Raw genomic sequence first — 18,868 nt, forward strand, 5'->3', positions numbered from 1 at the left:
TTTCATCCAGCTGCAACCAGAGACCGACCGGTGTTGTCGCGCACGAGCGCAGGTGAAGCAACGAGCGGGGTTAAGCCCGCCCGTTGCTGTTCGAGCCCGGCAGCGAAGGCTACCGGAGTGGCGTAGCCGAGCGACGAGTGCGGCCGCTCGGTATTGTAGTCGTCGACCCAGCGCGCCAGGATCGAGCGGGCCTGGCCGATGGTGAAGAACAGCGTCTCGTTGAGCAGTTCGTCGCGCATGCGACCGTTGAAGCTCTCGACAAACCCGTTCTGCGTCGGCTTGCCCGGCGCGATGTAATGCCACTCGATGCCCACGTCGCCGGACCAGGCGAGCACCGCGTTCGACGTCAGCTCGGTCCCATAGCACATTGGGAAGCGCTGGTTCGGGAGCCGCTATGGCCCTGATGAAGACAAGGCCGCGTAGCGGCCGCAGACTTCATCAGGGCAAGCCATGGCCGGTCAGCAGGTATCTAAAGTGAGGTTGTCGAGACAACACTTTGGAGGCCGACCGACCATGACCAAGCTCACCTCTACGCCTGCCGGCGCCGTGCTGGTAGCCATCGACATGTCCAAGAGCCGACAGGAGGTTCTCATCGAGCGACCGGAAGGCGGCCGGCGCCGGCGGATGACCGTCATGGCGACCAGGCAGGACTATGACGGCTTTGCCGAGCAACTCGCTGCTATCGGGCGCCCTATCATCGTCGGGTTCGAGGCGACGGGTAATTACCATCGTACGCTGGCGCACCGGCTGCTGACGGCAGGGTTCGAGCTGCGCCTCATCTCGTCGGTCGCGCTCGCCAGAACGCGCGAGGCGCTGCACAACGGCTGGGACAAGAACGACTCCAAGGACGCGCAGGTCATCCTGCACATGCTGCGGATCGGTGCGACGCAGCGCTACGTCGACCCGCTGGTGGCCGGAATCAACGACCTGCAGGAGCTCTCGAAGACTCACGAGACGATCTCAAGGATGAAGACGCAGACCTGGCATCGGATCCTGACCCACTACCTGCCGCTGTACTTCCCCGAGATCGCCCGCTTCGCAGGCAACAGCCGGTCCGACTGGTTCCTGGCGCTCATCGAGCGGTTTCCGACGCCGGCCACCATCACGGCGCTGGACCGCGAGGCGTTCTCGGCCGCGGCATGGCCGCTCATCGGCCGCAAGGTCTCCAAGGCACGCCTCATCAACGACATCTACGAGACGGCGTCCGCCTCGACGGCACTGCCGGTGCCGGAGAACTCAGCCGCCATCACCATGTTCCGCATGGTCATCGCGCAGGGCCGCAGCCTCATCCACCAGCGAGACGAGATCGAGCGGCTGGCCCATGCGCGGCTCGCCGATGACGTCGACTACCAGCTGCTGCGCAACATTCCGGGCATCGGTCCGATCAACGCGCTGACCATCCTGGCCGAGGCCGGTGATCTGCGGCGCTTCAACCATCATCGTCAGTTCCTGAAGTTCTGCGGTCTCGATCTCGCAACGTGTCAGTCAGGCACGTTCCGTGGCCGCACGAAGCTGTCCAAGTACGGCAATGCGCGCCTGCGCCGGACCTTCTGGATGGCTGCCCAGGTCGCCGCGCGTCAGCGCGACAACAGCTTCCGCGACAAGCTCGGACGATATGTCGCCGGGCACGCGGACGATGCCGACCGTCGCCGCAAGGCGATGACGGCGCTCACCGCCAAGATGGCGCGCGTGGCTCACGCCGTCATCAAGACGGGGACAGAGTACCGGCCGTTCCTCGAACGGTCGGATGCCAGGTGGAAGGACCCCTCTCTGCAAGTGCCGTGAGGGCGCTCGTCGAGCGACCCTGTAGATAATGTTCGGGCCTTCCACCTGGGTGCGTATCTCGTTTTAAGGATGGTGAGGACCACGGCCGCCTCGGCGCTGCTGGATCCTGTGTTTGCTATGGCAGGGAGCGATCCCGTTGACGGTGGGAGCCATCTGGCTCAGATTGCATGCCGCGCCGACGGTTGTCGGCGCATGGATATCTGCTGGCCAAAACCCGCCGCTGCTTCCCGACATAGGACGTTGTCGCTGACGATCATCTTCGGCCTGCCACGTTCGGCGATCAGATCGGCCAGCTCGCGCACGACGCGCCGGCCCGAGATCGACGTGTCCACCACCGCCCGGAGGCATTCGCGCGTCACGTCGTCGACGATGTTGAGCACACGGAACCGCCGGCCGGTGACGAGCTGGTCGTGCACGAAGTCCAGGCTCCAGCGCTGGTTCGGCAGCGCCAGCACCGGCGCGGGTGCCCGGCTGCCTGTAGCACGCCTTCGTCCTTTACGACGACGCACCGTCAGGCCCTCCTCGCGGTAGAGCCGCTGGGTCTTCTTGCGGTTGATCGTGATACCGTCCCGGCACAGCAGGATGTGCAGCCGTCGATAGCCGAACCGCCGACGCTGCTGCGCCAGCTCACGCAGCCTTGACCGCAGATCGCCATCATCTGCCCGGCACGAGCGATACCGCATGCTCGTGCGATCCGCTCCGACAACCGCGCATGCCCGCCGCTCGCTCATCCCCAACGTCGCCTGGAGATGCGCGACCGCTTGTCGCTTCGCGGCGGGCATCACCACTTTTTTGACAGCAGGTCTTTCAACCCCGCGTTGTCGAGCATCGTGTCCGCCAGTAGCCGTTTGAGCCGGGCGTTCTCCTCTTCGAGCGACCGCAGGCGCTTTGCATCGGACACCTCCAGGCCGCCGAACTTCGCCTTCCACGCATAGTAGGTCGCGCTCGACATGCCGTGCTTGCGGCACAGCTCCGTCACCACCGCACCCGCCTCGGCCTCCTTCAGAATGCCGATGATCTGCTCTTCAGAAAACTGCTTCCGCTTCATTCCGTCCGTCCCTTCGAAGGGCCGGTCTCTAGTTCCATCTGGATGAAGAAACGGGGGTCACGTCAAATCGAACTCGACTTTCTAAACGCCTCCAAAGAGCTTCTCAAATACGAGTGGAAGCGGGTTAAGAGAGGCGAGCTTACGTTTATCATCACGAAGGTTCTGGCCGGACTCGTAGTTATTGCGGCGCTATGGTATTGGCTGTTTGCTGACCATAAGGCCGAGGCTGACAAAGATAAGCTAGACGGCAAGGCGGCTATAATCAACAACGTGAGCAATGAGCTTAATCAGTCGGCTCAGCCTTCTGCTGCTCTGGGCCACTGCATCTTACCCACTGCACGACCTGTATCTGGTGAACGCACGCGAAGGGACACCTCTGATCGTATGAGGCGCGCAGGCCCCGTGTACCCGGCCCTTCCCCGGCGCAAAGCGGGCGCTCCTGCAAGGTCATCATTATCTGGCAGTCAAACCAATCCCGCATCGGTCTGTCCTGCCGAGAATGTTTCGCCGCCGACCAGCTTAAACAGCCATGTCCACAATCCACAAACGAACGATTGACAATTCTGGACGGCACTTCCACATAGGCTTGGCAGCACGGGAGCCAGCCATGCGGACCATCAACTACTACCGGGTATCGACAGCCAAGCAGGGGCGCAGCGGCCTAGGCCTAGAGGCGCAGCGCGCAGCCATCGCATCGTTCTGCGCATCGCGGGAATGCCAGCCGTTGGCTGAGTATGTCGAGGTAGAGAGTGGCAAGCGGGATGATCGGCCTGAGCTAGCCAAGGCCCTGCATCATGCGAAGGTCACAGGCGCTACCCTCATCATTGCCAAGCTGGACAGGCTCAGTCGCAACCTCGCTTTCCTAGCCAAGCTACAGGATGCAGGCACCCGGTTCATTGCAGCCGACATGCCCGAGGCCAACGAGCTTACAATCCACATTATGGCAGCGATGGCACAGGCTGAGCGCAAGGCCATCAGCAGGCGGACCAAGGAGGCGCTAGCAGCGGCCAAGGCCCGAGGTGCCAAGCTCGGCAACCCTATGGGTGCCAAGGCCTTTGGGGATGCCAAGGGCAATGGCGCAGCCGTGGAGGCCATCAAGGCCAAGGCGCAGGCGTTCGCTATGGACGTTGCCCCGATCATCACCGCCATCAAAGCCGAGGGCCATACCAGCCTCAGGGCAGTGGCCGGGGAGCTTAATACACGCGGGATCATGACCGCTCGGGGCGGGAAGTGGGCGGCTCAGTCCGTCAGCGACGTGATGCGCGCTGCCAATCTGTTGGAGGCCTGAGGGGCGCGGCTGGACATGCCCGCATTCGCCCGGAACGGCCCGTGGAGAGTCGATCCGGCTCGATGGGCATGCAGGGGCCACTTTCCCGCTGAGGCGCTGTGTGAGTCTCTGAGGCCGCGCATCAGCATGGCACTCCACGGGTTGCATCGACGGGAGTGATGCGCCGCTATGCCGGGACTAGTTTTGGTACTCTCACACACAACGGATCAGCCGATCCACAGTGCAGGCCGGGGACGGCGCTAAACATCAAGCAGCTTAATTGGTGGGGCCATAGCAATATGGCGGCTGCACGGCATCACACTCGCGCGTTCATCTCCCGATGGTCACAGGATTGTAGGCTCAGACCCGGTATCTATTTGCTCGGCATACACTGCGCATATACCTCGGGTGGGGCGGCATACCCTCTGCATTATCTCCCTTTGGTCACAGTACATGACCACGCGAGCAGGCCACCATCCTGCCTTTCGATCATCCGCTGCTAGCAATCCAAGTCTGTGTCCAGCAACGGCTAAGCAGTAGATCGGCGCTACTGCAAAGCTAAGCCGACAGCGGATGATCCAAGGGCAGACAATCCTAATGCCTCTGCCTCTCATAGCTTAAGCCTAGGCGTACATGCACGGCTGCTATCTCTCTAAATCATCGGGACTTAATTGCTCCCACATATTCGCTTCTAATCACAGGATTACCGTGGCTACGATTACCGTTGATGATACGCTTTTGAACAGTCCGCACGCTGAGGATTACTTTGTTAATGCCGACAGGCGCGTGATGATCGGGCTTAGGGCTGCGCTCGAAATCCTTGGCATTCCACGGCCTATGTATGCCGAACGCCGTAAGCCAGGACGAACCCCGGCCCGTGACATCGCTACTGCCCATGCCTTGGATAACGGCAAGACCGCGAAGCAACTGCATTTCGAGAAAGCCGAAGCTGCGAACAAGATCAAGTATGCACAAGCTGCGGCTAAGCTAGCTGAGGCGCGGGGCTTACCGAGTAGCATGTTTGCTCAGACCTTCGGCAGCTAAGCTCCTTTCGCAATCACACTCTCACAGGCTCGGGTACGGGCCACATTCTCAGGCAGTTTGCGCTTCTCCACCCCGTAGTTGAGCGTTGCCCTAAGAGCGGTGAAATACTTGCTCTTGACTGTCAGAGGATCGCGCAGCTTCCCGGCCTTGGTCTTTTCGGTCAGCAGGGCATCGCGCCAGCGATCAAGGTCTATGGCTGTGATGCGTGCCGCATCGTCATGCCCGAGGAAGGTAGTGAGGGCCGTAAGCATGGCCTTCCACTCGCCTGCCGTATTCGGCTTAAGGGCTTGTTCCTTGGCGTAGGCGTCAAAAAGGGTGAGCAGCGGGACTGGCGTAATTGCAGGCGCAGGCCGGCGCGTGTCAGCCTTGGCTATGATGTCGGGGTCACCGGCCTTCTCGGCCCGCTTGAGCGTCATGCGTAGGTGGGCAAGCTCGGCACGGGCAATCTCAAGGTCAAAGTCCCGCTCCCTCAGCAGGTCCTTAACCGCAGCCTCCCGAGGCGTAAGCTCCTTGGTGGTGAAGCCCATTCGCTCCCGCCGATAGGCCCGGTCATCGGCCCGTAGGGCGCGGCGCTCCTCCTGTTCATCCACGGCGGCACGGTCATTCTCAGCCGCGTCCAGACTCGCTGCGAGCGCCCCGGCCACATACCCTGCCGCCCGGTCAGAATGCCTCTCAGCGGCTTCCGCAGGGCGATCCTGAGCGGCCCCGGCCCGCGCCTCATTCATCAGCCTATCTGTATGTGCGGTATGCGCGGGCATCCTCGCCGTGCGGCAGATCACGGACAGACTCAGCCACCGGGGTGTGACCGGTGCCGACTGGCGGGTCGCCTTCGGCTTGGTCGTGCATCGCATCCTGTCGCACGGGATGCCGACTTTGGCCGCTCGCCTGGCCGCGACATCCTCGCTCGGTGCCGACGAAGCCACGTGCAAGGGATTGGTGAACAGGGCGAGCGAACTCGCCCGACGGTTCGACGATCGCGACTTCGACCGCCCATGTGGAGCCTTCTTCGACTATGCGGGCTGGTTCGATCGCGACCGGGACGTCCCCTTCTGGGACCGGCTCCAGACGGAAGCGAAGCGGTATGGTGCATCGGGCTCCACCTTCGTTCACCTGCAGGCGGAGCGGGAAGCCCTGCCTGGCTGTCAGGGACGACCTTCGACGCCAGCCGATGCGCCGCCCTCGCGCTGGCGGCAGATCATGCTCGAAGCGAAGAAGGCGGTTCATGCCTACCTGCCGCTCTACGTTAAAAGCCGTCCGACCCGCCTGACCGCGCGAATCATGGCGCGAATAAGCCAGGGGTATTCGGCACTCGCCTCCGATCCGCAATTCTGCACGATCTTCAGGACGTAAAAATCCCAGTTTTCCGGGGACTTTTTGCGGGAACCTCTCCCGGATCGCTATCCGCACCACCGGCGCATGGACCCGCCGACGCAATCTCCAACACCACGCCAGCCGCGCAAACCGACTCGTTCCGGGACGGTCACGCGGCTGGTCCGCATTTTAGCGCCGGCGCCCGACTTTGTGCCGCCGCTGGAGGGAGAATCTGATATGCTGCTCCACCTGCTAGGTCAGGCGGTCATGGACCTGATCGAGGGAGCGTAAATCATGCGTATCAAGCCCGAAGCAGAACGGATCGTCGGCTATGTCCGCGTCTCGACCGACGATCAGGCCGATCATCGCACCTCGCTCGACAGCCAGGAGGCGCAGATCCGCGCGGACGCCGAGGCGAAGGGGCAGGTCGTCGTCCGCATCTTCGTGGAGCCGGGCGAGAGCGGGCAGGATGCCCGCAGACCCGAGTTCAACCGCATGCTCGACTTCGTCGAGGATCCCGCCAATGGTATCTGCGAGATCAAGATACTCTCCCTGTCGCGCTTCGCCCGCAGCATGGAAACCCAAATCCCGACCTTCGCGCGACTCAAGCGCGCCAAGGTCAGACTGCTCTCGCTGACTCAAAATTTTTCCGACGATCCGATGGGCGCCATGATGCGCAACGTCATCGCCGCGTTCGACGAGTATTTCGCACTCGAAACAGCCAAACATACGCGTCGAACGATGCGGCGGAACGCGGAGGAAGGCTTCTTCAACGGCGGGCCCGTTCCTTTCGGCTACGAAAGTCGCACGGTGGAAATGCGCGGGACGAAGGCTAAGAAAAAGCTCTTCATCCACGAGAATGATGCGCGGACCGTCCGGGTGATCTTCGACCTCGCCACCGTTGGTAAGGGCAGCGGTCCGCTGGGCGCCCGCGCGATCTCCGAATGGCTCAACGAGCGCGGGTACACGCTGTCCAACGGCAACAAGTTCAGTAACTCGAACGTCGCCGGCATTCTGGGTCGTTGTCACTACCGCGGCTATTATTTCGACATGACCCGCGACGAACATGGCGGGAAGGCACCCGAGGAGACGTGGGTACGGGTCGAATGCCCGCAGATCATCCCGGAGGAGACGATGGATGCGGTCGCGGCGCTGCGCGCCGTGCGTCGGCCGACCGTAACCCCACCGCGTGTCGTCAACAGCCCGACGCTGCTGACGAACGTCGCAAAGTGCGGCATCTGCGGCGAGGGCATGACGATCCACACCGGAAAGGGTGGTCGCTATTCCTATTACTCCTGCAATGCGAAGGTGAACAAAGGCGCCTCCCGTTGTGGCTGCCCAAATATCCGCGAAGAGCGGCTCGACGCCGTCGTGCTCGATGCGCTCGAAAGGCAGATTTTTGCGCCTGAGCGGCTGCGGATGCTGCTGTCCGAAATGCTGGAAGCGTCGGCCGAGGCCGACGAGCGTCGCGCCCGCGATCTCACCCAGGCCCGTCTCACCAAGACCCAGGCCGAAACGCGTCTGCGCAACCTATACGAGGCGCTGGCGGATGGCCACGCCTCGCTCAAGGACGCAACCTTCACCGGCCTGTTAGCGGAAACGAACAACCGCATCGCCTCGGCGACCGCGACGATCGAAGCGCTCGAACGGCAGATCAGCAAGACCACGAAGCGTGTGACGCCGCAGATGGTGGATGCGTTCGGCGCACTCGTGCGCGATCGCCTGAGCGGAGACGATCCTGCGCTCCGTAAAGCCTATGTCGCTCTTTTCAGATCTGAAGTGGCGGTCGATCAGGAAAGCATCCGGATATCCGGCTCCGCCCGGCTACTCGAACGGGCCATCGGAAAAACGGAACCGGCCGTAATGTGGATGGTGCCCATCTTTGACCGGAAATGGTGCCGCTTACAGGACTCGAACCTGTGACCCCCGCATTACGAATGCGATGCTCTACCAACTGAGCTAAAGCGGCTCTGGACGGTTTGCCGTCTGGACGCGGGCGATTAGCAGCGGGGCGCGGGGGTGGCAAGTGGATTTACGCCGGAAACGGTCTCCATGCGCTTTACCGGACGTTTACCACGCGTGGTACACAAGGCGAGCAATCGGGCAGAAGGCCCATGGGGATCTGAATATGGATATCGTGGGTGGGCCTTCGGAGCGGGGGGATGGGGACCGGGAGGGCGTTGGTAGCGAAGTGGTCTCCGTCGGGACCGACGAGCGGCGCATGCATGTCCGGGCGTACAACTATTGGGTGTCGCTGCTGAACGGGCGGCCGTGCCCATTGATCGAGTCGCTCGACCCCGCAGGCATCGCCGATTTCGGTCCGAACAGCGTGCTCCTCGACTTCACGGGCGGGCAGGACGATGCCGAAATCCGGTTCCTGGGCCATGCCCTGCGCGAGGAAAGCGGCACCGATTCGTCGATCGTCCGCCTGTCGCAGGTGCCGTCGCGATCGCTGCTGTCGCGGCTGACCGACCATTATCTGCAGATCATCGCCAACCGCGCACCGATCGGGTTCGAGGCCGAATTCGTCGGCCATCGCGGCTTTCCGATGCTGTATCGCGGCATCCTGATGCCGTTTTCGTCGGACGGCGAGGCGATCGATTACCTGTACGGCGTCATCAACTGGAAGGAAGTGGTCGACGCCAGCGTCCAGTCGCAGCTTGCCGCCGAACTGACCGAGGCGCGCCGCACCACCGCGCCACGCCGCACCCCCGTGCTCGCCACCGCAACCGCATGGGCCGACGGCCCAAGCGCACCGATCGCCCCCAGCACCCCCGCCGCTGCCAGCACCCCCACGACCGCGGCGGCGAAGCCTGCACCGACGCTGGCCGAGCAGCTGGTCGCGACGCGCCGGACGATCGAGGCGGCACCGGCATCGCCCGACGCGCTGGCCACGGCCTATGACTTTCTGGTCGCGAGCGACCGCGACGCGGCAGGCTATGCCGCGATGCTGGCGGGTGCGGGACTGACCGTCGATCCGCGCGCACCGGTGGAGGCGCTGGTCCGCCTGCTGTTCGGCTCCCCGAATGATGGCCATGTCCGCCTGCTCGCCCGCGCCTATCGCGCCGGGGTAGGGGAGGGCGAGTTCGCCGAATGGATCGAGCGCACCGGTGCCCGCCCTGCCGCGACGCCGAACGTGGTCGTGCCCGTCGCGCCGGGCGACGAGCCCTATGTCGTGCTGCTGGCGCGTGCGGTCGACGCCGGATCGGTCGAGATCGTCGGCCGGGTCCAGACGGATGCGGCGTTCGTCGAGACGGCGCTGCGCGATCTGGGATATTGAGGCACGGGCGGGCGGCGATTGCCGTTCCGTCCCGACGGACGATCGGCCGGGCGCGCCATCGGAACATCCGGCGGATGTCGCAGCGGATCGGCGTGGTCAGCGCCGCGATGGACGGGTGCGTTGCGCCACCGCCCATGTCGCGGCGGTTTCGAGCACGGCATCGTGTCCCGTCGCGATTGCTTCGGCGGTCGCGGGGATGACGACGTCCGGTTCGATGCCGGCATCGGGCTGCGGCGTCGTCGGAAAATAGCCGATCAGCGGCAGGTCGAACTCGATCCCGCTGCCGGGCAGCTTGGTGAAGAAGAAGCCACCGCCATTGATTCCGCGCCGGTTGCCGCCGGTCGGTTCACCGAACATCCTGACGCGGCCGCTGCGCCGTGCCGCATAGATGAAACCGAAGGTCGCCGAACTGTTCGCAGGGCCGATCAGCGCCGCGACGGGTATGTCGAGGCGTTTCGCATCCGGCCGGATCGGCACCGGCCTTGCGCGGTCGGGCAGGCCGTACCATCCGCCGCCCAGATCGGCGCCGCCCACCCCGATGCGCCGGAAACCGTCGTCCCAGGTGGAAACATGCGGTGCGAGCGTCGCCGGCACCTCGCGAAACCGCACCTTCGGTTCGAAGGTCCAGCCGATCAGATCGCGTTGGATCAATCGCGCCAAAATCGGGTCACCGCAATCGTCGCCGCCCTCGTTCCGACGAAGGTCGACCACCAGGCCATGGGTGGTTGCCGCATCGTCGAGGCGGTCCGACAGCCAGCTTTTCCAGTCCCATTTCGAGTTCCACATCGCCCAACCGGGCATGTCCAGCACGGCGACCCCGTCCGGCCGGACATGATAGGTCCAGCGCGGGGCGTCGCTGTCCTCGCGCACGCGGGTCATCGTCGCCTGCCGGGCGGCCAGTCCGATCGCCGGCACTTCGACCCGGGTTGCCCGACCGTCCGGCTGCACCAGCGCGAGGCGATGCACGCCCCCAATCGGCGGCAGCAGCAATCCGTGGAAGACGTCGAAATATTCGATATCCTCCGCCCCGCGTACCCCCAGCAGCGACCGACGCTTGCCGTCATTATGCCCGTCGCCGCGCGTGTAGGGCATGAGCGTATCGAGAATGTCGCCGACATCGCGTCCGTCGACCGCGGTGATGCGGGACCCGCGCGGCAGTGCGTTCGTGCCGCTGTGATCGGCGGTGACGATCATCGACCGACCGATCCATTCGAAGTCGAACGGCAACCGGGTAGGCCGGTCGAACAGGGCCTTCACCGCCGGATCGGTCTGGTTGAAGAAATTGGGATAGCTGTGTCCGCAGCGGATGGTGGTCAGGAAGCGGGACAAAGCGAGGTAGCAACGATCGTACGATGCCGCGCGTGCGCCGGCGGCATAGTCCGATTCGAATGCCGCCAGATTACGGGCCAATTCGCCCGGCGACAGATAGCGGTGCGCCCCGGGATGGATCGCCATCGCCGCGCGCAGCACCACAAAATCCTCGTCGATGCCGGAAGCGTCCGGCGCGGCAAGGGCGCTGCCCGAAGACACCAGCGGGAGCGCGGTGAGGGCACAGAGGAGATCGCGGCGGTCCATGCGCCGTATAGTAATCCCAAAGTATCGGGTGGTCGCCCCATTTTCTGCCTAACGCCATGATTTCGATGGATACAGGCGCGGACGATGTTTTTACTGCCCCGGGCCGGGCCGCGACCTTTGCGAACGCTGGCATGGTTCAGGATCCACCGGGCCGTCGCGGGGGCGGGGGGCAGGGGCGAGCACGACGAGCGTTACCGTCATGGCGCCGGACCATGATGCCATAAGCTTGGCCCATCCATCCTGCGTAGCCATTGGGTTGGTCGAAATGACGGATCGAAGGACCGTTTCAAACAGGTGCTTCGATACGGGTCTGCGACTTCGCTCAGCCCCTTTTCTGCACGAACGGTTCGACTTGCTGCCATCATGCTCTGAAGCCCCGCCCGCGCGGGAATGACGAAGACAGGTAGAAAGCGCCGCATGTCGATCGGGTCGAGCGTCCGGTCCTTCCATGTCGGACCGGACGTCATCCCCGTGCAGGCCGGAATGGGGCGGCGATAGTACGCAGCAGGCGGCGCCAAAGGCCCCGGTGTTCGCCGGGGCGACGTTTCCAGTCGGAGGCTCGCCTTGCGCCGGGGTCCCGCCGTGCTGCAGTCGCAGACGACGCGAGACCCCGGGGCGGGCCCGGGAGGGCGGGGCGGTAGTGGTCGGTCGGCCCTATCGCGCCAGCAGCACCCGTGCCTGTCCGGCGATTTGCGCCAGCATCGCCGCGCTGGCGACCGGGGCCTGGCGGGCACGGTGGACGAGGGCGGCGAACTGGGCGACGCGGTCGCGGTTCGCCTCCAGCCATGCCTCGACCGCCGCCTGCGGGTCCTTGCCGGCGTTGCGGTTGAGGAAGTCGAAGCGCAACTGCTGGAAATCGCGGGCGAGGCCGGCAATGAGCAGCCGCTCCCACGGATCGCCGGTCTGGATCCGCGCCGCCACCGCCTGCGCCCAGTCCAGCCCCAGCGCGAAGCCGAGATGCGTGAACGCCAGCGTCAGCCGGGTCTCGTCGAGCTTCAGCCGGCGGCCGAGATCGGCAAGGCCGACCGCGCCGTCGAGTTCGAACAGGCGGACGACCTGCCCGGCCAGTTCCTGCGGTGCGCCGGCATCCTGCAACACGCCGGCGATGCGGTCGCGCTGTTGCGCGGCCTCGGCACGGAGCAGCGAACTGGTCTGTCCGGCGAGGCTCGCCACCCCCTTTTGCAGATGCGCGACGGCATGGGCCGGCATGGTGCCGGCGGGGAAGGCGCGCAGCAGGTCGGCGATCTGCGAGCGTACCCCGACCGCGACTTCGTCGAGCAGGGCGATACGGGCGCGTTCCGAAATGTCGGCCCCCTCGATCCGGTCGTACAGCGCGTCGATGTCGAACAGCCGTTCGGCGGCGACGAACATCGCCGCGATATCGGCCAGCGCCTCGCCCTCTTCCTCCGCCAGTTCATAGACGTGGAGCACGCCCAGCCGGTTGACGATGCGGTTGGCAAGCTTGGTCGCGACGATTTCGCCGCGCAGGCGATGGTCGAGGATCGCCTGCTTATGGGTCTCCTGCATCTCCTTCGGGAACGCCGCCAGCAGGTCGCCCGCCATGTCGGCATCGGTCGCTACGGCCGAGTGTTCGATCGCCTCCTGCAGCGCCAGCTTGACGCTTGCCAGCAGCACCGCGAGTTCGGGGCGGGTGAGGCCGCGTCCGTCCTGGGCACGGCGGACATAGTCGTCGCTGGTCGCCAGCCCCTCGACCACGCGGTCGAGCTTGCCGGCGGCTTCGAGCAGTTCGATGACGCGGACATAGCTCGGCACCGCGACGGGACCGTCATTCTCCATCACCGACAACGCCAGCGTCTGCAGCCGGTTATCCTCCAGCACCAGATGCGCGACATCGTCGGTCATGCGGGCGAGCAGCGCGTTGCGATCGTCGATCGCGAGGCGTCCTTCGATCACTTCGCGGTTCAGCGCGATCTTGATGTTCACCTCGTTGTCCGAACAATCGACGCCGGCCGAATTGTCGATGAAGTCGGTGTTGATCCGCCCGCCGGCGATGCTGAACGCGATGCGCGCCGCCTGCGTCACGCCGAGGTTCGCGCCTTCGCCGATCGCCTTGGCACGCAGGCTCTGCGCATCGACGCGGATGCGGTCGTTGGCGGGATCGCCCACGTCGAGATGGCTTTCGGCGCGGTCCTTCACATAGGTGCCGATGCCGCCGAACCAGATCAGGTCGACGGGCGCGCGGAGGATCGCCGAGATGAGTGCGCTCGGCTCCATTTCGCGTTCGGTCACGCCGAGCATCGCGCGGACCGCATCGGTTAGCGGAATCGTCTTGGCGGTGCGCGGGAAGACCCCGCCGCCTTCGGAAATCAGCGACGGATCGTAATCGGCCCAGCTCGACCGGGGCAATGCGAACAGCCGGTCGCGTTCGGTCCAGCTCGCCGCCGCATCGGGTTCGGGGTCGAGGAAGATGTGGCGGTGGTCGAACGCCGCCTTCAGCCGGATCGCCTTAGACAAAAGCATGCCGTTGCCGAACACGTCGCCCGACATGTCGCCGCAGCCGACCACGTCGATCGGTTGCGTCTGCACGTCGACGCCCAGTTCGAGGAAATGGCGCTGGACCGAGATCCATGCCCCCTTGGCGGTGATGCCCATCGCCTTGTGATCATAGCCGACGCTGCCGCCGCTGGCGAAGGCATCGCCCAGCCAGAAATGGCGTTCGAGCGCCAGCGCGTTGGCGACGTCGCTGAACGTCGCGGTGCCCTTGTCGGCGGCGACGACGAAATAGGGGTCTTCGCCGTCATGGATGGTGACGCCGTGGGGATGGACGACCTTGCCGTCGACGATATTGTCGGTGATCGACAGTAGCGAGCGGATGAAGATGCGGTAGCTTTCGGTCCCCTCTGCCAGCCATGCGTCGCGGTTCGACGGGGCGGGGAGTTGCTTGGGATAGAAACCGCCCTTGGCCCCGGTCGGTACGATCACCGCGTTCTTGACGCGCTGCGCCTTCATCAACCCGAGGATTTCGGTGCGGAAATCGTCGCGGCGGTCGGACCAGCGCAGGCCGCCGCGCGCGACCGGGCCGGCGCGCAGGTGGATGCCCTCGACCCGCGGCGAATAGACGAAGACCTCGCGCCACGGCAGCGGCTTGGGCAGGCCGGGGACCTTGGCGCTGTCGAGCTTGAAGGCGAGGGCTTCGTTGGCGGCGGGGGCGAAGGCGTTGGTGCGCAGCGTCGCCGCGACGACGCCGCGATAGCTGCGCAAGATACGGTCGTCGTCGATCGCCGACACTGCGTCGAGACCGGTTTCGATCGCGGCGTCGGCGGCGGCGATGCCGGACTCCCGGTCGGTACGCGAAGGATCGTGCGCGGCGTTGAACCGCTCGATCAGCGCGGTGGCGACGCCCGGCGCGCGGCGCAGCGCATCGACGGCGGTGGCGAGGCTGTAGCTCAGCCCCGTCTGGCGCAGATAGCGGAACCAGGCGCGCAGCAGCACGACCGCGACGGGGGCGATGCCGGCCTCGACCGTCAGGCGGTTGAAGGCGTCGTTTTCGGCGCGGTTCTCCAGCACCGCCTCGATCGCGCGCTCGACGGTGGGTACATCGAAGCGGGGCGCGGTGCCCGAGGCGATCTCGACCTCGAAATCGTGGATGAAGCTCTTCTCGTCATCCTCCAGCCGGGTCGGCAGTTCCTCGATCACGCGGAAGCCGAAATTCTCGAACACCGGGACCGCATCCGACAAGGGCAGCGCGCCGCCGCGGCGATAGACCTTGATCCGCATCCGCTCGCCCGGCGCCGACAGGATCCGCACCGATCGTGACGTGGCGTCGGTCAGCGCCGCCACGCGGACGATGTCGCGTGCCGCCTCGTCGGGCAGGTTCGAGTTGCGATAGTTGTTGGGGAAGGCGTTGGCAAAGCGCAGCGCCATGCGCGTCGCCCCCTCGGGCGCGAGTTCGGCCAGCGCCCCCTCGACCGCCGGGCGCCAGCCGCGCACCATGCGTTCGATCCGCCGGTCGAGTTCGCCCGCTTCGGGCATGCGCCCATCCTGCCGCAGGTCGAGGACGTAGCGGATCAGCGCCGCCTCGCCATCCTCCATCGCGATCGACCAGTTGAGGATCGAGGCATTGGCCGCCTGTGCCAGCAGGTCGCCGATCGCGAGGCGGCGCTGTGTCGTCACGTCGTCGCGGCCCAGCCAGACGAAGGCGAAGAGATGCCGTCCGAGCGCCGAACGGATCAGCACCAGCCGCGAGCGCGGGCGATCCGCGACCGACATGGCGGTCAGCGCCAGCTGCTCCAGCGCCTCCGGATCGAAGGCGGTGGTCAGGTCGTGCGGCAGCGTCGAGATGGCGTGGTTCAGCGCCTTGCCCGCATGGCCCGACGGATCGAAGCCGAATTTGGTGCGCAGCGCCGCCAGGTTCCGGCGCAGCACGGGAACGTCCGCCGGATCGGCCTGCAGCGCGGCGCTGGTCCACAGCCCGCCATGGATCGATACGCCGGTCACCTGGTCGCCCTCGACCACCGGCACCAGCACGAGGTCGATCGGCGCGCGGCGATGGACGGTCGAGATGCAGTTGGATTTCAGCAGCAGCGGCTGGCGGTTGCCGGCATCGAACCATTCGATCGCGCGCTGGCGCGACGCATCGGCGAGCAACGGCACCTCCAGCCGTGCGCGCGACAGGCCCAGCCGTTCGCCGACCACCCCGTCGCGCGACCAGCGTTCATGCGCCAGCTGCGTCAGATTGCCCGCCACGAACCAGTTCAGCAGCGCCGCATCCTCGGCAGTGTCGGCATGCGCGGTCAGCCGGGCGGCATCGGCCTGCATCGCCGCCTGCATCGCCCGCCAGTCGGCGACGGCGGCGCGGACATGGTCGAGATTGCGTTCGATCTCGGCGACCAGCGCATGACGCACCCGGGCATCGGCGCGCTCCATTTCGATATAGATCATCGATTCGCGGCGACCCTCGCCCGCCAGATCGGTCAGCGTCCCGGCCGCGTCGCGGGTGACCGGCACGACCGGGTGCAGGATGCGGTCGATGGCGATGTCGTGGGCGACGATCGTGCTGGCGATCGAATCGACCAGGAACGGCATGTCGTCATTGATGACCGCGAGCCGCATCCGCCGCGCCTCGCCCCGGTTCAGCGTCTCCAGCGCGACGCTGACCGTGCCGGGCGAACGGTGCGCGGCGGTCGCCGCCACGAACTGCGCGGCATCGGCACGCGCCGCTGCATCCAGGTTTTCGATTTCGCCGGGGAGCGCACTGTCGACCAGCAGCGTTTCCAGGGGGCGGGCGAGCTTGGCTTTTGGTGTCATGGCCGGGGCTATGCGACGGCTTGTCGACCGGCTCAACCCTTGTGGCAGTTGCGAACAAAATGTCGCGATGCGGTAATTATATTACCATGCGCGCCGACGCAACGCTAAGTCGCTGACGTCTGGGGTTTCGTCCAGATCGGTCGCAGTAGAAGCGGTGCGCGACTTGCTTTTTCCAAGATTAGCGCGCCTGATCTTGTCCCATCCCGTTCGACGGGCAAGTGGAGCATAGCAATATGAAACGCTTTTATCTGTTCGTTGCTTGCGCCGTCATGGCGGTCCCCGCACACGCCCAGCTGACTGCGCCGGTCCGCAACGGCGACACCACCATCACCGTTACCGGCCGTAGCACGAACGTACAGAAGGTCGACGGCAAGAAGATCGAGATGAGTGCGTGGCGAATGGCGGAAACGCCGCACGTCGCGGTGTTCAGCCAGGGCGACGAGGCGCGATTGCGCGCGACCGCGCACAATCTGGAAAAGCTGCACTTCCTGTTGTCGGCATTGCTGGGCCGGACCGACAAGCCCGACGATACGATCAAGATTTCGGTGACGATCATCGGCGATGCGGCGGAGTTCGAGCATCTGCGCCTGACCGACTCGCGTTGGCAATATGGCCCGTACCCGCACGAGTTCGCGCAGACGATCTATTACGATCCGCGCCCGGAAGGGCCGGTGCTCGCCACGACCGAGACGGATCTCAACCTGATCCTGCAACCGTCCCGGGGGCGTCCGTCGAGCCGCAATTGCAGTGCGGGGGAAGACAGTCCGCTGGTGGATAACTTCCCCGTCGTACGCCCCGATCCGATCGCCAATGGCGAAACCGCCGAGTATCTTTCGCAATTTCCGGCGAACGAAATCGTGGTCTGTCAGTCGGCCAATTCGCGACTCTATGCCGGGTTCGCGCAAAACTATCTGATGACCTATTTCCCCGCCGCCTATCCACGTTGGTTCGTGCAGGGCTTCGGCGAATTGTTCAGCACGATCGTCACCGACCAGGACCATATCGATTACGGCCGGCGTCCCGAAGGCTTCTTCAAGGTCATGGATCGGTTCGGCGAGTATCCGATCAAGCATGTCTTCGACGGCCGCTACCTGACCGGCGAAGGGCGGGCATGGACGCCCTATCACGCATGGCGGATGGTTCATTTTCTTTATTTTTCCGACACATGGAAACCGCGGCTTGAGCAATATCTTGCCGCTGTCGCAGCCGGGGCCGATCCGAAGCGCGCGGCGAGCGTGTTCGGCAAACCCGCCGACCTGCAGCGCGCGGTCATGCTGTTTCGCGGCAGCAAGGCACCGTTCGACCGCGTCACCTTTCCCGCCGATCGCATTCCCGAACCGACCATCCGCCGCCTGACCCGTGCCGAGGCAGGGCTGATCCGCGGGCGGCTGGAAATGGGCGCGCGGATCGATGTGCCCGACAGCGGGCCGAACCGCGACGCGGCGTTGGCGCGGCGCACGGCATGGCTGGAACGGCTGCGCGGCAATGCGACCCGCTTTCCCGATCTGATCGAGAATCAACTCCTGCTGGCCGAGGCCGAGTGTCGCGCGGGCAATCCGGCCGAATGCCTGAGCGCCGCCGACCGTGCGCTGGCGCAGTCGCCCGCCGAACCCAATGCGATGGTGTGGAAGGGGAGCGCGCTGACGCAATTGGCGATGCGCGCACCCGCAGGCGAACGACGCCAGCGGCTGGACGAGGCACGCGGCTATATCGTCAAGGCCAACCGGCAGGACCCCGACGGCATCCTGCCGCTGATCGCCTATTACAATAGTTTCGCGGCGGCCGGCGACCGCGCCACCGATGTCGCGGTGGGCGGGCTGTACAAGGTGGTGCAGGCGGTACCGGCCGCGCCGCAGCCCCGGCTGAAGCTGGGCGAGGAACTGGTCGCGCGTGATATCGACGACGAGGCGCGCAGCACGTTGTTGCCGGTGGCGAAGGGGCCGTTCGAGACGCCCGAACAGGCGGCGGCGGCGGCGCTGCTGCCGAAGGTGAGCGGGCGGTAGGGTTTGGGCGTGGTGTTGCGGGGCCGTCCGTAATGAAAGTACCCCCCCGCGCGCGGAACACCGCCGGGAATATCCGCTACCTATCGCCGACCCCGCCGTACCCCCGCAGAGGCGGGGGTCCAGAGCCAAGAAGACGAAGGCTTGCGCCTGCGGCCCTGGGTCCCCGCCTTCGCGGGGACACGGTGGGGTGGACCCTTGTGGCGGTCTTGCCCGCGCGTAGGCAACCTGCGCGGTTGGGTGGCTGAGATCAGAATGCGTTTGCTGGTCGTCGACCGGGGACCGGACCC

General features: G+C 65.2%; 9 protein-coding genes, 1 tRNA gene and 3 pseudogenes. 7 read left to right on the top strand and 6 right to left on the bottom strand.

Annotation, left to right across the window (positions count from 1 at the left end; translation table 11 throughout):
- Positions 1 to 2 precede the first annotated feature (2 nt).
- Positions 3 to 359: pseudogene (locus tag ACZ1JS_RS17205) on the bottom strand (integrase core domain-containing protein); the annotation flags it as partial.
- Positions 360 to 513: 154 nt separating this feature from the next.
- Between ACZ1JS_RS17205 and ACZ1JS_RS17210 the strand changes: the two are divergent.
- Positions 514 to 1,810: pseudogene (locus ACZ1JS_RS17210) on the top strand (IS110 family RNA-guided transposase).
- A gap of 214 nt (positions 1,811 to 2,024) precedes the next feature.
- Here ACZ1JS_RS17210 and ACZ1JS_RS17215 read toward each other — a convergent pair.
- A pseudogene (locus tag ACZ1JS_RS17215) lies at positions 2,025 to 2,833 on the bottom strand (IS3 family transposase); the annotation flags it as partial.
- Positions 2,834 to 3,440: 607 nt separating this feature from the next.
- On the opposite strand from ACZ1JS_RS17215, the gene ACZ1JS_RS17220 reads away from it, so the two are divergent.
- Positions 3,441 to 4,121 (top strand): recombinase family protein, encoded by a 681-nt coding sequence (locus ACZ1JS_RS17220; protein WP_465167101.1) that lies wholly within the window; start codon positions 3,441 to 3,443, stop codon positions 4,119 to 4,121.
- 687 nt (positions 4,122 to 4,808) lie between these two features.
- A complete protein-coding gene (locus tag ACZ1JS_RS17225; RefSeq protein ID WP_465167102.1) occupies positions 4,809 to 5,144 on the top strand; it encodes a hypothetical protein in 336 nt (111 codons plus the stop codon).
- Here the strand turns inward: ACZ1JS_RS17225 and ACZ1JS_RS17230 are convergent.
- Positions 5,141 to 5,671, bottom strand: coding sequence for a hypothetical protein (locus tag ACZ1JS_RS17230; protein WP_465167103.1), 531 nt, complete (start codon positions 5,669 to 5,671; stop codon positions 5,141 to 5,143). The two genes, ACZ1JS_RS17225 and ACZ1JS_RS17230, sit on opposite strands and share 4 nt — an antisense overlap.
- A gap of 274 nt (positions 5,672 to 5,945) precedes the next feature.
- On the opposite strand from ACZ1JS_RS17230, the gene ACZ1JS_RS17235 reads away from it, so the two are divergent.
- Together ACZ1JS_RS17235 and ACZ1JS_RS17240 are read left to right on the top strand one after the other, a co-directional pair.
- Positions 5,946 to 6,494 carry a hypothetical protein gene (locus ACZ1JS_RS17235; protein WP_465167104.1) on the top strand — a complete coding sequence of 183 codons (549 nt, stop codon included), beginning with the start codon at positions 5,946 to 5,948 and terminating at the stop codon, positions 6,492 to 6,494.
- A 255-nt stretch (positions 6,495 to 6,749) separates the two neighbouring features.
- Complete coding sequence (locus ACZ1JS_RS17240) at positions 6,750 to 8,378, top strand: recombinase family protein (protein WP_465167105.1); 1,629 nt, start codon at positions 6,750 to 6,752, stop codon at positions 8,376 to 8,378.
- On the opposite strand, the gene ACZ1JS_RS17245 is transcribed toward ACZ1JS_RS17240, so the two are convergent.
- Positions 8,349 to 8,424: transfer RNA gene (locus ACZ1JS_RS17245), tRNA-Thr, on the bottom strand. The two genes, ACZ1JS_RS17240 and ACZ1JS_RS17245, sit on opposite strands and share 30 nt — an antisense overlap.
- A 252-nt stretch (positions 8,425 to 8,676) precedes the next feature.
- Here ACZ1JS_RS17245 and ACZ1JS_RS17250 point away from each other — a divergent pair.
- Positions 8,677 to 9,735, top strand: a complete 1,059-nt coding sequence (locus tag ACZ1JS_RS17250) for a PAS domain-containing protein (RefSeq protein ID WP_465167106.1) — start codon at positions 8,677 to 8,679, stop codon at positions 9,733 to 9,735.
- A gap of 96 nt (positions 9,736 to 9,831) precedes the next feature.
- On the opposite strand, the gene ACZ1JS_RS17255 is transcribed toward ACZ1JS_RS17250, so the two are convergent.
- Together ACZ1JS_RS17255 and ACZ1JS_RS17260 are read right to left on the bottom strand one after the other, a co-directional pair.
- The gene (locus ACZ1JS_RS17255; protein WP_465167107.1) at positions 9,832 to 11,310 is read right to left on the bottom strand and encodes a S41 family peptidase; all 1,479 of its coding nucleotides are present in this window, start codon (positions 11,308 to 11,310) and stop codon (positions 9,832 to 9,834) included.
- 654 nt (positions 11,311 to 11,964) lie between these two features.
- Positions 11,965 to 16,578: an NAD-glutamate dehydrogenase domain-containing protein gene (locus tag ACZ1JS_RS17260; protein WP_465167108.1), complete on the bottom strand. Its 4,614-nt coding sequence runs from the start codon at positions 16,576 to 16,578 to the stop codon at positions 11,965 to 11,967.
- 233 nt (positions 16,579 to 16,811) lie between these two features.
- On the opposite strand from ACZ1JS_RS17260, the gene ACZ1JS_RS17265 reads away from it, so the two are divergent.
- Positions 16,812 to 18,581: a tetratricopeptide repeat protein gene (locus ACZ1JS_RS17265; RefSeq protein ID WP_465167109.1), complete on the top strand. Its 1,770-nt coding sequence runs from the start codon at positions 16,812 to 16,814 to the stop codon at positions 18,579 to 18,581.
- Positions 18,582 to 18,868: the final 287 nt, after the last annotated feature.

This window comes from Sphingomonas sp. BL-S-05, assembly GCF_055521695.1.

What these genes read in the sequence shown, in the direction of transcription:
- ACZ1JS_RS17255 (WP_465167107.1), bottom strand. Translation starts at nt 11,310, where the DNA reads ATGGACCGCCGCGATCTCCTCTGTGCCCTCACCGCGCTCCCGCTGGTG.
- ACZ1JS_RS17265 (WP_465167109.1), top strand. Translation starts at nt 16,812, where the DNA reads ATGAAACGCTTTTATCTGTTCGTTGCTTGCGCCGTCATGGCGGTCCCC.
- ACZ1JS_RS17250 (WP_465167106.1), top strand. Translation starts at nt 8,677, where the DNA reads ATGCATGTCCGGGCGTACAACTATTGGGTGTCGCTGCTGAACGGGCGG.
- ACZ1JS_RS17260 (WP_465167108.1), bottom strand. Translation starts at nt 16,578, where the DNA reads ATGACACCAAAAGCCAAGCTCGCCCGCCCCCTGGAAACGCTGCTGGTC.
- ACZ1JS_RS17240 (WP_465167105.1), top strand. Translation starts at nt 6,750, where the DNA reads ATGCGTATCAAGCCCGAAGCAGAACGGATCGTCGGCTATGTCCGCGTC.
- ACZ1JS_RS17220 (WP_465167101.1), top strand. Translation starts at nt 3,441, where the DNA reads ATGCGGACCATCAACTACTACCGGGTATCGACAGCCAAGCAGGGGCGC.
- ACZ1JS_RS17230 (WP_465167103.1), bottom strand. Translation starts at nt 5,671, where the DNA reads ATGGGCTTCACCACCAAGGAGCTTACGCCTCGGGAGGCTGCGGTTAAG.